General features: G+C 37.8%; 8 protein-coding genes. 7 read left to right on the top strand and 1 reads right to left on the bottom strand.

The window, feature by feature from the left end; translation table 11 throughout:
* Positions 1-10 precede the first annotated feature (10 nt).
* From rplJ to ACY2RT_RS10040, 5 genes are all read left to right on the top strand, one after another.
* Positions 11-532, top strand: coding sequence for a 50S ribosomal protein L10 (gene rplJ, locus ACY2RT_RS10060; protein ID WP_490155789.1), 522 nt, complete (start codon positions 11-13; stop codon positions 530-532).
* Between the two features lie 55 nt (positions 533-587).
* Positions 588-965 carry a 50S ribosomal protein L7/L12 gene (rplL, locus tag ACY2RT_RS10055; RefSeq protein ID WP_490155788.1) on the top strand — a complete coding sequence of 126 codons (378 nt, stop codon included), beginning with the start codon at positions 588-590 and terminating at the stop codon, positions 963-965.
* A gap of 135 nt (positions 966-1,100) precedes the next feature.
* The gene (rpoB, locus tag ACY2RT_RS10050; RefSeq protein WP_490155787.1) at positions 1,101-4,913 is read left to right on the top strand and encodes a DNA-directed RNA polymerase subunit beta; all 3,813 of its coding nucleotides are present in this window, start codon (positions 1,101-1,103) and stop codon (positions 4,911-4,913) included.
* Between the two features lie 98 nt (positions 4,914-5,011).
* Positions 5,012-9,310, top strand: a complete 4,299-nt coding sequence (gene rpoC, locus ACY2RT_RS10045; RefSeq protein ID WP_490155786.1) for a DNA-directed RNA polymerase subunit beta' — start codon at positions 5,012-5,014, stop codon at positions 9,308-9,310.
* 58 nt (positions 9,311-9,368) lie between these two features.
* Positions 9,369-9,689, top strand: a complete 321-nt coding sequence (locus ACY2RT_RS10040) for a DUF3467 domain-containing protein (RefSeq protein WP_490155785.1) — start codon at positions 9,369-9,371, stop codon at positions 9,687-9,689.
* 75 nt (positions 9,690-9,764) lie between these two features.
* On the opposite strand, the gene ACY2RT_RS10035 is transcribed toward ACY2RT_RS10040, so the two are convergent.
* On the bottom strand, positions 9,765-11,360 hold the full coding sequence (locus ACY2RT_RS10035; RefSeq protein WP_490155784.1) for a peptide chain release factor 3: 1,596 nt from the start codon (positions 11,358-11,360) through the stop codon (positions 9,765-9,767).
* Positions 11,361-11,702: 342 nt separating this feature from the next.
* Here ACY2RT_RS10035 and ACY2RT_RS10030 point away from each other — a divergent pair, with 342 nt between their 5' ends.
* A complete protein-coding gene (locus ACY2RT_RS10030) occupies positions 11,703-12,227 on the top strand; it encodes a hypothetical protein (RefSeq protein ID WP_490155783.1) in 525 nt (174 codons plus the stop codon).
* 63 nt (positions 12,228-12,290) lie between these two features.
* The coding region (locus tag ACY2RT_RS10025; protein ID WP_490155782.1) for a DUF7507 domain-containing protein at positions 12,291-15,058 on the top strand (2,768 nt) is incomplete at its 3' end.

The following is a 15,058-nucleotide window of genomic DNA, read 5'->3' as shown; positions in this document are numbered from 1 at the left end:
TTTAAAAATTATGACAAGAGAAGAAAAATCACAAGTAATTGAAAATTTAACTGTACAGTTGTCTGAGAACCCAATTATCTATTTAGCAGATATTTCAGGTCTTGACGCAGGGACTACCAGTAACTTACGCCGTGCTTGTTTTAAAGCCGGAGTGAAATTGGCAGTAGTTAAAAACACATTACTTTCAAAAGCAATGGAAGGTTCAGATAAAGAATTCGGTGAATTAACCGAAACGCTGATCGGGAACACTTCTTTAATGTTTTCTGAAACAGGTAATGCACCAGCTAAAGTAATTAAAGAGTTCAGAAAAAAATCTGACAGACCTTTACTGAAAGGAGCTTTTATTGAAGAAGCAATTTATGTTGGAGACGATCAACTGGACAAATTGGTTGAGATCAAATCTAAAGAAGAGCTTCTTGGAGAAATCATTGGATTACTTCAATCTCCTGCTAAGAATGTTATTTCAGCATTGAAGTCTGGAGGAGGAACCATAGCTGGTATAGTTAAAACCTTATCTGAAAGAGAAGGTTAATCAAAATAAGCACTAATTAAAACATATAAATTAAAATTATTTAAAACGATAGAAAATGGCAGATTTAAAAGATTTCGCAGAACAATTAGTTAACTTAACGGTAAAAGAAGTTAATGAGTTAGCTACTATATTAAAAGATGAGTATGGTATCGAACCTGCTGCTGCAGCTGTAGCTGTAGCTGCCGGAGGTGGTGCTGCAGGTGGCGAAGCCGCTGAAGAAAAGTCTGAATTCGACGTAGTTCTTACAGCAGCCGGAGGTTCTAAATTAGCAGTTGTAAAACTGGTAAAAGAATTAACCGGAGCTGGTCTTAAAGACGCTAAAGAATTAGTTGATAATGCTCCTTCTCCTATCAAAGAAGGTGTAGCAAAAGACGAAGCTGAAGCTTTAAAAGCTCAGTTAGAAGAAGCTGGAGCTGAGGTTGAGCTTAAGTAAGCTCCCAACGTTCCAAACCTTAAGGTTTAGGTCTTCCGCTTCGGGCGGAATGGCCTAAACCATTTTGCGTATATAGAGGTTAATATTTTCCAGTATACGCACTCACAGTTTTTTTAATTAAAATTCCGTCCATAGATGTCAGCAACGCAAACTGAAAGATTGAATTTTTCCTCTGTAAAAAATAAGCCGGACTATCCCGACTTTTTGGACATTCAGATCAAATCCTTTCAGGATTTTTTCCAACTGGAAACCAAATCAGAAGAAAGAGGTAACGAAGGACTATATAAGACCTTCTTGGAGAATTTTCCAATTACCGACACCCGCAACCAATTTGTTTTAGAGTTTTTAGATTACTTTGTAGACCCGCCAAGATATTCCATACAGGAATGTATTGAACGCGGATTAACCTATAGTGTACCACTAAAGGCTCGTTTAAAATTATATTGTACAGATGAAGAGCACGAAGATTTTGAAACTATCGTGCAAGATGTTTATTTAGGGACTATCCCATATATGACGCCAAGTGGTACTTTTTGTATCAATGGTGCAGAGCGTGTTGTTGTATCACAACTACACCGTTCACCGGGTGTATTCTTTGGACAATCATTCCACGCCAACGGAACAAAATTATATTCTGCCAGAGTAATTCCTTTTAAAGGCTCCTGGATTGAATTTGCTACCGATATCAATAGTGTGATGTACGCATACATTGATAGAAAGAAAAAATTACCGGTAACAACTCTTTTCCGTGCGATTGGATTTGAAAGAGATAAGGATATTCTTGAAATATTCGACCTTGCAGAAGAGGTGAAGGCTTCAAAAACCGGCCTTAAAAAATACCTTGGACGTAAATTAGCGGCCCGTGTGTTAAAGACCTGGCATGAGGATTTTGTTGATGAAGATACAGGAGAGGTAGTTTCTATTGAACGTAACGAAATTGTACTGGATCGTGATACCGTTCTTGAAAAAGAACATATCGAAGAAATTCTGGATTCTGGTTCAAAAACAATCCTGTTACACAAAGAAGATAATCACATGGCTGACTATGCGATTATTCATAATACGTTACAAAAAGATCCTACCAATTCAGAAAAAGAAGCGGTAGAACACATATACAGACAATTACGTAACGCCGAACCGCCGGATGAAGAAACTGCTCGTGGAATCATCAACAAGCTGTTCTTTAGTGACCAACGTTATAACCTTGGTGAGGTGGGTCGTTACCGTATGAACAAAAAGTTGGGTCTTGATATTGCAATGGATAAGCAAGTACTTACCAAAGAAGATATCATTACCATTGTAAAATACTTAATTGAATTGATCAACTCTAAAGCAGAGATTGATGATATTGATCACTTATCAAATCGTCGTGTACGTACAGTAGGTGAGCAGTTGTCTTCTCAATTTGGAGTAGGTTTGGCTCGTATGGCACGTACTATTCGTGAGCGTATGAATGTTCGTGATAATGAAGTATTTACACCTATAGACCTTATTAATGCGAAGACATTGTCTTCAGTTATTAATTCTTTCTTCGGAACCAACCAGCTTTCACAGTTTATGGACCAGACCAATCCTTTGGCAGAGATCACGCACAAGCGTCGTCTTTCAGCTTTAGGACCAGGAGGTCTTTCCCGTGAAAGAGCAGGTTTTGAAGTTCGTGATGTTCACTATACACACTACGGAAGGTTATGTCCTATTGAAACTCCGGAAGGACCAAACATTGGTTTGATCTCTTCACTTTCAGTATATGCAAAAGTGAATAACTTAGGGTTTATTGAAACTCCGTACCGTAAAGTTACAGAGGGTAAAATCGATCTTAAAACAAAACCAACGTACCTTTCAGCAGAAGAGGAAGAAGAAAAGTTAATTGCTCAGGCAAATATTCCAATTAAGGGAGATGGAACTATCGATACAGATAAGGTAATTGCCCGTATGGAAGGTGATTTCCCATTGGTTGATCCTAAATCGGTTCATTATACAGATGTTGCTCCAAATCAGATTTCATCTATTTCGGCTTCATTGATTCCTTTTCTGGAACATGATGATGCAAACCGTGCATTGATGGGATCGAATATGATGCGTCAGGCAGTACCATTACTAATTGCAGATTCACCAATCGTGGGAACAGGATTGGAACGTCAGGTAGCTTCAGATTCTCGTGTATTGATCAATGCGGAAGGTGATGGAGTTGTCGAATATGTAGATGCAAATATAATCACTATCAAATACGACCGTAGCGAAGAAGAGCGCATGGTAAGTTTTGATGGAGATTCAAAATCATACAATCTTGTAAAATTCAGAAAGACAAACCAAAGTACTTCTATCAATTTGAAACCGATCGTTAGAAAAGACGATAGAGTGAAAAAAGGACAGGTACTTTGCCAGGGTTATGCTACGGAGAAAGGCGAATTGGCACTGGGTAGAAATATGAAAGTAGCCTTTATGCCCTGGAAAGGGTATAATTTTGAGGATGCGATTGTAATTTCTGAAAAAGTAGTTCGTGAAGATATTTTCACATCTATTCATATAGATGAGTATTCATTAGAAGTTCGGGATACCAAATTAGGTAATGAAGAATTAACCAATGACATTCCAAACGTTTCCGAAGAAGCTACTAAAGACCTGGATGAACATGGAATGATCCGGGTAGGAGCCGAGGTTAAACCAGGAGATATTTTAATTGGAAAGATCACTCCAAAAGGAGAGAGCGATCCAACTCCGGAAGAAAAGTTACTTCGTGCCATCTTTGGTGACAAAGCAGGTGATGTTAAAGATGCTTCTTTGAAAGCGTCTCCTTCATTACGTGGTGTTGTGATAGATAAGAAATTATTCGCCAGAGCTATTAAAGATAAACGTAAAAGAGCAAAGGACAAAGAGGATATTGCTGCTTTAGAAGCCGAGTATTATGCAAAGTTTGATGCTTTAAAAGATGTTTTAGTTGAGAAACTATTTGCTATCGTTGGTGGAAAAACTGCGCAAGGTGTAATGAACGACCTTGGTGAAGTAGTATTTCCTAAAGGTAAAAAGTATACCCTTAAAATGTTAAATGCTGTAGATGATTATACACATTTGGTAGGAGGTACCTGGACAACTGATGATGATACCAACCATATGGTAGCAGATCTGATGCACAACTATAGAATCAAGGAGAACGACCTTCAAGGAAACCTGCGTCGTGAGAAGTTTACTATCTCTGTTGGAGATGAGCTACCTTCCGGAATCTTAAAACTCGCTAAAGTTTATATCGCCAAGAAGCGTAAATTGAAAGTAGGGGATAAGATGGCGGGACGTCATGGTAACAAAGGTATTGTGGCACGTATTGTACGTGAAGAAGATATGCCTTTCTTAGAAGATGGAACTCCTGTAGATATTGTACTAAACCCGCTTGGGGTACCATCCCGTATGAATATTGGTCAGATCTATGAAACAGTTCTTGGATGGGCAGGTCAAAAATTAGGTCGCAAGTTCGCAACTCCTATTTTTGATGGTGCTACATTAGATCAGATCAATGAATTTACCGATGAAGCGGAAATCCCAAGATTTGGACATACCTTCTTATATGATGGTGGAACCGGACAGCGTTTCGATCAACCCGCAACAGTTGGAGTGATCTATATGTTGAAACTGGGCCATATGGTAGATGATAAAATGCACGCACGTTCTATAGGACCTTACTCATTGATCACACAACAACCATTGGGTGGTAAAGCTCAATTTGGTGGTCAGCGTTTTGGAGAGATGGAAGTTTGGGCATTGGAAGCCTATGGAGCTTCCAGTACATTACGAGAAATTTTGACGGTAAAATCTGATGACGTTATTGGTAGAGCTAAAACTTACGAGTCTATCGTGAAGGGTGAAGCAATGCCGGAGCCGGGTCTGCCAGAATCTTTCAACGTGTTAATGCACGAACTGAAAGGACTTGGATTAGATATCAGATTAGAAGAATAGAGCAACACCCCTCCTGCTGGAGGGGTAGTACTCAAACTTCAACCGGAGTGAAAAAACACTCCAAAAACAAATAAAAACAAAGCATAGTACACAGCATTATGGCAAGAAATAAAGAAAACACAGTACAGAAATTCAATAAGATTTCAATTGGTTTAGCTTCTCCCGAATCCATTTTAGCGGAATCAAGAGGAGAGGTTTTAAAGCCTGAAACGATTAACTACCGTACGCACAAACCAGAGCGTGACGGTCTTTTCTGTGAGCGTATTTTTGGTCCTGTAAAGGATTATGAATGTGCCTGTGGTAAATATAAAAGAATTCGCTACAAGGGTATTGTTTGTGACCGTTGTGGGGTAGAGGTAACCGAAAAGAAAGTACGTCGTGACCGTGTGGGACATATCAATTTGGTAGTTCCTGTAGCACATATTTGGTACTTCCGTAGTTTACCTAATAAAATTGGATACCTTCTTGGATTACCGTCTAAGAAATTGGACATGATTATCTATTATGAAAGATATGTAGTGATCCAGCCGGGTATAGCAAAATATGAAGATGGAGAACCTGTTCAAAAAATGGATTTCCTTACTGAAGAAGAGTACCTGAATATACTGGATACACTTCCACAGGAAAATTTATATTTGGAAGAGACCGATGAAAATAAGTTCATTGCAAAGATGGGAGCAGAGTGTTTAATTGATTTGCTGAACCGAATCGATTTAGATGAACTATCATACACCTTGCGTCATAAAGCAAATAACGAAACTTCAAAACAACGTAAGACAGAAGCGTTAAAACGTCTTCAGGTGGTGGAAGCACTTCGTGATGCAAATAAGAACCGTGAGAACAAACCTTCCTGGATGATTATGAAAGTGGTACCTGTAATACCGCCGGAGTTACGTCCATTGGTACCTTTGGATGGAGGTCGTTTTGCTACTTCAGATCTAAATGACCTGTACCGTCGTGTAATTATTCGTAACAATCGTTTGAAGCGTTTGATGGAGATCAAAGCTCCGGAAGTAATTTTACGTAACGAAAAGCGTATGCTTCAGGAGTCTGTAGATTCTTTGTTTGATAACACGAGAAAATCTTCAGCGGTTAAAACAGATAGCAACCGTCCACTAAAATCACTTTCAGATTCCTTAAAAGGAAAGCAAGGTCGTTTCCGTCAAAACCTATTAGGAAAACGTGTTGATTATTCGGCACGTTCGGTAATTGTTGTTGGGCCGGAATTAAAGTTATATGAGTGTGGTCTTCCTAAAGATATGGCGGCAGAACTATACAAGCCTTTTGTAATTAGAAAACTAATTGAAAGAGGAATTGTAAAGACCGTAAAATCTGCCAAGAAGATTATAGATAAAAAAGAACCCGTAGTATGGGACATCCTTGAAAATGTATTGAAAGGACATCCTGTATTATTAAACCGTGCTCCTACTTTGCATCGTTTAGGGATCCAGGCATTCCAGCCAAAATTAATTGAAGGTAAAGCGATCCAGCTACACCCATTGGTCTGTACGGCATTTAATGCAGATTTTGACGGTGACCAGATGGCAGTTCACCTTCCGTTAGGTCCTGAAGCAATTCTGGAAGCGCAATTATTGATGTTGGCTTCTCACAATATCCTGAACCCTGCAAATGGGTCTCCAGTAGCAGTACCTTCTCAGGATATGGTATTGGGTCTGTATTATATGACCAAATTGAGAAAGTCGACAAAAGATGAAAAAGTACTTGGTGAAGGACTAACTTTCTATTCTGCCGAAGAAGCAATTATTGCTTACAATGAAAAGCAAGTTGATCTTAATGCCGAGATTAAAATACGCACGAAAGACTTTAATGAAGAAGGCGAACTTGTTTATCAAATCATTACAACTACTTTAGGTAGAGTAATTTTCAATGAGCAAGTACCGGAAGAAGCGGGTTATATCAATGAAGTTTTAACTAAAAAATCTTTACGTGATATTATTGGTGCTATTTTGGCGGTAACCAGTGTACCAACTACATCTGCCTTCTTAGATGAAATTAAAGGATTAGGATATAAGTTTGCATTCGAAGGCGGATTGTCTTTTAGTTTAGGAGATATTATTATCCCTGCTGAAAAGCAAGGAATGATCGATGATGCTAACAAACAAGTTGATGGTATTATTGCTAACTATAATATGGGATTAATTACCAATAACGAACGTTATAATCAGGTGATTGATATATGGACGGCTACAAATGCCGAGTTGACCGAGTTATCTATGAAACGTATTCGTGAGGACCAACAAGGGTTTAACTCTGTATATATGATGCTTGATTCAGGAGCTCGTGGATCTAAAGAACAGATTCGCCAGCTTACAGGTATGCGTGGATTGATGGCAAAACCTAAAAAATCAAATTCAGGTGGAGGTGAGATCATTGAAAACCCAATTCTTTCTAACTTTAAAGAAGGTCTTTCAATTTTGGAATACTTTATTTCTACACACGGTGCCCGTAAAGGACTTGCAGATACCGCACTTAAAACAGCAGATGCAGGTTACTTAACGCGTCGTTTAGTAGATGTATCACAAGATGTTATTATTAACATTGAAGACTGTGGAACCTTAAGAGGTATAGAAGTTTCTGCATTAAAGAAGAATGAAGAAGTCGTAGAGTCTTTAAAAGATAGAATTGTAGGTCGTACGGCATTGAACGATGTATACAATCCATTGACAAAAGAGTTATTGGTGGCTACCGGAGATCATATTTCTGAAGCAGTGGCGACTACAATTGAAAATTCTCCTGTAGAAAGTATTGAAGTTCGCTCTGCATTAACATGTGAAGCCAAAAAAGGAATTTGTGCACAATGCTACGGAAGAAACCTTGCTACCAATAAAATGGTACAAAGAGGAGAGGCTGTTGGTGTTGTTGCTGCGCAATCTATTGGTGAACCGGGTACTCAGTTAACACTACGTACTTTCCACGTAGGAGGTATTGCAGGAAACATTTCGGAAGAAAACAAGTTAACTGTAAAGTTTGATGGTGTTGCTGAAATTGAGGAGCTAAAAACCGTAAAAGGAGAAGATTCAGATGGCAAGACGGTAGATATTGTAATTTCCAGAACTTCAGAGATCAAATTGATCGATAAGAAAACAGGAATTATTCTAAGTACAAATAACATACCATATGGTTCCAGTATCTATGTAAAAGATGGCCAGGCATTAAAATCAGGAGATGTAGTTTGTCAGTGGGATCCTTATAATGGTGTAATTATTTCAGAATTTGCCGGTAAGATCAAATATGAAAATATTGAACAAGGTATTACTTATCAGGTTGAGATCGATGAACAAACCGGTTTCCAGGAGAAGGTAATTTCAGAATCGAGAGATAAAAAGAAAATACCAACACTACAAATCTTAGGAAAGAAAGACGAAGTAATACGTTCTTACAACTTACCTGTGGGTGCTCACCTAATGGTAGATGACGGTGATAAGATTAAGATTGGTAAAGTTTTAGTGAAGATTCCTAGAAAATCTGCTAAAGCTGGTGATATCACCGGAGGTCTTCCACGTGTAACCGAATTATTTGAAGCTCGTAATCCATCTAATCCTGCTGTAGTTAGCGAGATTGATGGTGTGGTTTCCTTCGGAAAGATTAAGCGTGGTAACCGAGAAATTATCATTGAGTCTAAGTTAGGTGAATTGAAAAAGTATCTGGTGAAGTTAAGTAATCAAATTCTTGTTCAGGAAAACGATTACGTAAGAGCCGGTATGCCATTATCTGATGGTTCTATAACTCCGGAAGATATTTTACGAATTAAAGGCCCTTCTGCAGTACAGCAGTATTTGGTGAACGAAGTTCAGGAAGTATATCGTTTGCAAGGGGTGAAGATTAATGACAAGCATTTTGAGGTTGTTGTCCGTCAAATGATGCGTAAAGTACAGATCGTTGATTCTGGAGATACTACCTTCCTTGAAAATCAATTAGCTCATAAAGATGATTTTATTGAAGAAAATGATAAAATCTTCGGAATGAAGGTAATAACAAGTGCTGGTGATTCAGAAAGCCTGAAAGAAGGACAAATAATTTCTCCACGTGAATTACGGGATGAAAATTCAATTCTGAAGAGAGCAGATAAAGCATTAGTGGAAGCACGTGATGCCGAAACTGCTACTGCTACACCAATACTTCAAGGTATTACAAGAGCTTCACTACAAACCAAATCGTTTATATCTGCGGCTTCCTTCCAGGAAACTACCAAAGTATTGAACGAAGCTGCTGTAAGTGGTAAAGTTGATGATTTAGAAGGATTGAAGGAAAATGTTATTGTAGGTCATAGAATTCCGGCCGGAACCGGTATGCGTAATTACGATACTATTATTGTAGGTTCTAAAGAAGAGTTGGAAGAAATGACACGCGAGAAACAAGAAGTGAATTATAATTAACATAATTTAAAAACTTGCGCTCTTATTGGGAGCGCAAGTTTTTTTAAACAGATTTCAAATGGCTGATTCAAAAAAACCAAAGCAGCAACAGGGACAGATCAATATCGAATTGGATGAAACTATAGCACAGGGAACATATAGTAACTTAGCTATTATTAATCATTCTGTTTCTGAGTTTGTAATAGACTTTGTTACAATTATGCCGGGAGTCCCTAAAAGCAAAGTGAAGTCTAGAATTGTTTTAACTCCACAGCACGCTAAAAGGTTTCTAAAGGCTTTGAGTGATAATGTAAAGCGGTTTGAAACTGCTCATGGAGAAATAAAAGATTACCAACAGCCTCCCATACCTATAAATTTTGGGCCTACGGGAGAAGCCTAAACAAAAAACCACGCTTTTTAAGCGTGGTTTTTTGTTTTAAAGAACTAGGCTAATAGTCAATATTTTGACGCTGTCTTAACTCTTATTAAATTCACTTACATAGTGCAACTTAACATTGGGGTATTTAGATTGTGTCATTTGTAATGTAAACGCCGAGTCGGCAAAGAAAACCAGTTGGTCTTGTTTGTCTTTTGCCAGAAACTTAGACTTAACTCTTTTAAAATCTGCAAACTCATCACTTTTAGGATCTGTTGGGTCTATCCAGCACGCCTTATGAACATTGAGATTTTCATACCTGCATTTAGCACCATACTCATGCTCCAATCGATACTGAATCACTTCAAATTGAAGTGCTCCCACAGTACCTATTACCTTTCTTCCATTCAATTCTAAAATAAATAATTGAGCAACTCCTTCATCCATTAATTGATCTATCCCTTTCTCCAGTTGCTTGCTTTTCATAGGATCTGCATTGTTAATATACTTAAAGTGTTCCGGCGAAAAGCTTGGAATCCCACGGTAATTCATTTCTTCACCTTCGGTTAAAGTATCTCCGATTTTAAAATTTCCGGTGTCGTGTAGCCCTACTATGTCTCCTGGGTAAGAGATGTCAACAATTTGTTTTTTTTCAGCAAAGAAAGCATTAGGACTGGAAAACTTCAATTTTTTATTATGCCTAACATGAAGATAAGGCGTGTTTCTTTCAAAAGTTCCTGAAACTATTTTTATGAAGGCAAGGCGATCCCGGTGTTTCGGATCCATATTGGCATGAATTTTAAAGACAAAACCGGAAAAATCGTTTTCATCCGGTTTTACTAACCGTGTGTCACTTTCTTTAGGTCTGGGCTTAGGCGCAATTTCTACAAAACAATCAAGCAACTCTCTTACACCAAAATTATTTAAAGCAGAACCAAAAAATACAGGTTGTAATTTACCCTCCAAATACTCATCACGGTTAAAGTCCGGGTATACTTCGTAGACTAATTCTAATTCTTCCCGAAGTATATTAGCAGCACTTTCGCTTATAATATTTTCTAATTCTGGATTGTTAACATCTTCAATTTTAATAGTTTCTTCAATATTTTTTCGGCTGTCACCACTAAATAGATTTACATTTTTTTTCCAGATATTGTAGATACCCTTAAAGTCGTATCCCATCCCAATAGGAAAACTTAACGGTGTCACTCGAAGGTTTAGCTTTTGTTCAATTTCATCTAACAATTCGAAGGCATCTTTCCCTTCACGATCCAGTTTGTTGATAAAGACGATCATAGGGATATTACGCATTCTACATACTTCAACCAGTTTTTCTGTCTGCTCTTCGACTCCTTTGGCAACATCAATCACAACAATAACACTGTCAACAGCCGTAAGAGTTCTAAAAGTATCTTCTGCGAAGTCTTTGTGTCCGGGTGTATCAAGAATGTTTATTTTAATACCTTCATATTCAAAAGCTAAAACAGAAGTAGCTACAGAGATTCCTCTTTGTCTTTCAATTTCCATGAAATCACTGGTAGCTCCTTTTTTAATTTTATTACTTTTTACGGCACCGGCTTCTTGAATAGCTCCTCCAAAGAGTAATAATTTTTCAGTTAAAGTGGTTTTTCCGGCATCAGGATGCGAAATAATTCCAAAGGTTCTTCTACGCTCTATTTCGTTTTTTAGTGACATTTAATTTATAGATATTTGAGCGCAAAGATACAGGTTGTTTTACGGTTAAAAAAAGGAAAATATTACAATAATCTTTACAATCCTTTCCTACAAACAAAAAATATTGAAACCTGTTTAAAAAAGGGCATATACGTATAAACACGTACATATTCTTCCTACAAAAATACTATATAAAATGGGTCATTTTGTGCAGTTCAACGATATTTTTGAACAAGTGGGCTAATACTTTAGTTTTTGTAAGAATTTAACATTTATTCCTACGTATATTTGGTTCGATTAATTCAAAATCTATGCTGTTGGGGCAAGATTCAAAATGCATTTTTACTTATAAAAGAAAGAGACATGAAAGTTTTTAGATTCGTTTCCTATAGTGGAAAATCAAAAATGTTTTTATCACCATTATTTATGGTATTTATTATTAGTATGTTTTGCATGCAAAGTATTGCGCAAAACTGTAATTCTGAATTGAGTGTTTATCAAAATAGAGATGCACGATCGGCTAATGAAAATGATCCTACTCGATTTCAGTTAGAGCTTACTAATAATACATCTGCGTCGCAAACATATACGATTGAGGCAGTAAATTACAACGGTAGTTGTGCCGTTGGAAATAATAAGTCTTTGCGGTCTAATTCCAATATTAATCTTAACGTATCATTTATCCAGCAAGGATCCAGAAATAGTTCTAATTCTATAACAGTTCCTGCCAGATCTACAGTTAATTTCCTGGCTTCAGTTGAGGTACCTTCAGGTACACCTAAAAAGGAGTGGAGCTGTATAGAGGTTCAGGCTAATTCCGGCGCATGTACGCAAGGAGCTGTTTCCACGATATTAAAAGTTTTTGTTTCAGATCCTTCAGAAAATTAATTATAAAGGACAAGAAAGTTCTAGCTAAAATATATAATAGGTTTAAACCTAAAAACTCATTTTATGAAAAAGCAATTACCCTCGCAAAATATATTTAACAAAAAGACAGTATTTTTAGTACTGTCCTTCTTTGTATTTAATCTAGCGTCGCTTTTTTCGCAAGAAATAACGCTTGATAAGGTAGCAGTAGAAAGTACGCTGTGTAATCAATTTGATATTACCTTAACAGTTACAGGAAACCCTCCTCCAATTCCTCAGGAAGTGATTCTGGTTATTGACCGTTCCGGTAGTATGGGCTTTGATATTCCAAATGATCCTAAAGAATCTATAGATTATGCTAAGGAAGCCGCGGTTGATTTTGTAAACAGTATATTTCTGGCCGCTAATAATCCTACAGGGAACAACAAAGTAGGTATAGTCTCTTATTCTACTTCGGCGACCTTGGATATTGGCTTGACAGGTTCTTCTGGTCAGGCAAGTATTATTGCTGCAATAAACGGCCTCGTTGCAAATGGAGGTACTAATGTTGCAGGTGGTTTGGATGTTGCTGACACAGAAATGACAAACAACGGAACATTTGATTGTTCAACAGCAAGAAGTATACTTTTATTATCTGATGGTGTTACAAACCGTAGATTAAATGGAGTAACAAGCTGTACAAGTAACCCTTCTCCTCCGTTTCCGGCAAATAATACAGATTGTATGGATGATGCCATTAATGAGGGTGTTGGAGCGCAAACTACTACTGTAAGCGGAGATGTATATGAGCAAACAATCTATTCTATTGGATTGTTTGGTGGTATTGATGATAGTGACGGGCAGATTCCAGCTACATATACACTTAATCAAATACAAAACGGTGGTTTATTTACCACAGAAGATGCTGCAGACCTTACAGGTATCTATAGTACTATTTTAGGCCAGTTAGCACTGGCAGCAAAGGATGGGGTAATCACTGATGTTCTTGGTACCGGTTTTCAATTGGTAGCAGGCTCAATAAGTAATCCTGTCGATGCATCATATAATGCAGGGACTAATACAATTACCTGGAATATTGGAGATGTTTCAGATGAAGTAAAAACTTTGCAATATTCAATAGAAGCTGTTGGAATGCAAGGTTGTGGTATTCAAAATTCTGGCTCAAGTCAAATGATGTATGAAGACTCGAGCTGCGCTATGCAAACCTTACCTTTCCCTAATCCACAGGTATGTGTGCCTTGTCCGGATATTTCCGATCCAACCATTGAACAGGTAGAATGTACCAATGAAATAAATTACTCTGCTATATTCGACCCTGGAACTTGTACTCCATTTTCAGTTGGTTTTGAGTGGGAATTTTTCTTAAACAATGTTTCGGTTGGAACAGTATCAGGAAATACAATGGGAGACCTTTCCGGTACTTTCGTTTATACCGGAGCCAGTCCTTTTGAAGGAGATTTTAAAGCTGAACTAGTTTATAACGGAACCTATAATAATAGTTGTAACCTTCCGGCAGTTACTGTCGATTCAACAATTCAAATTTATTTACCTCCAACCCCTCCTACAAGTGGAGGAGATCAGGCAGAATGTGCTGCAAGTCCAAATATTCAGACATTAACAGCTGCAGCTACTGTTCAACCAGGCCAAAGTGTTGTCTGGTATACTCAAGCGACTGATGGAACTCTTGTTCCAGATCCATCGCTGAGTACAATTGGAACTGTTACATATTATGCAGAAACTGTTGATAGTGTAAGCGGGTGTTCCAGTCCAAATAGAATTCCTGTAACTCTTACATTATACAATTGTGCAATAGATATTGAGAAAGTAGCTAGTCCAAATGATCCGAATAACTGTAATCCTATTCCGGCCGGACAAGATATTGACTACACTTTTACTGTTACAAACCTAGGAAATATTGCAATTGAAAATGTTCAGGTTAATGATCCACTAATAGATGCTGTAAATCCAATTCCGGGTCCAGCTAGTGGTGATACTAATAATAACGGTGAATTAGATACAAATGAAACATGGATATACAATGCTAGTTATACAGTAACGCAAGGAGACATTGTTAGCGGGCAAGTACAAAATACAGCAACAGTAGATGGTAGTGTCACTGGTTCATCTTCCTCATTTAATGTGAATGATGATGATACTGAAACAGTCGTTTTATGTCAGAATGCTGAAATTTCAATTACAAAAGCTAGTACTAGTGCTACCGGTAATTGTATTTCGTTTGATGTTAACGATACCATTGACTATACATTCACTGTTACTAATGAAGGAGATGTAGATATCACCAATGTAGTAGTAACAGATACAAAACTTGGAGGTGCTATTGCAGGACCAGCCAGTGGAGATACTAATACTAACAATATATTAGATGTAGGTGAAGTTTGGGCTTATAATGCTAGTTATACTGTAACACAAGCTGATATAGATAATGGTTCTGTTGTAAATACCGCTGAAGTAGATGGTAATACTGCTTTAGGAGCTGTTAATGATCCTAGTAATACAGTTACTGTATTAATTTGTCAGGATCCAAGCATTGCACTGATCAAGACAGGAAGCTATGATGGCTTTGACCAGGCAGGTAACTGTATCAGTACTCCTGGAGATGTGATCACCTATACCTTTAGTGTTAAGAACACAGGAAATGTAACCTTAACTAATGTGGTGGTTACCGATCCTGGTGTTACTATGGTAGGTGGACCGATTGCATCTTTGGCAGCCGGAGCAGAAGACACCACTACCTTTACGGCTAGTTATGTAATCACTCAGGCAGACATTGACGCAGGTCAGTTCAGCAATCAGGCCTTGGCAACAGGAACCCCACCGAGTGGACCTAATGT

It is taken from the genome of Ulvibacter sp. 2210JD10-4 (genome assembly GCF_058148525.1).
Note: the sequence above shows the minus strand (reverse complement) of the source record. Positions and strands in the feature narration are given on the sequence as shown.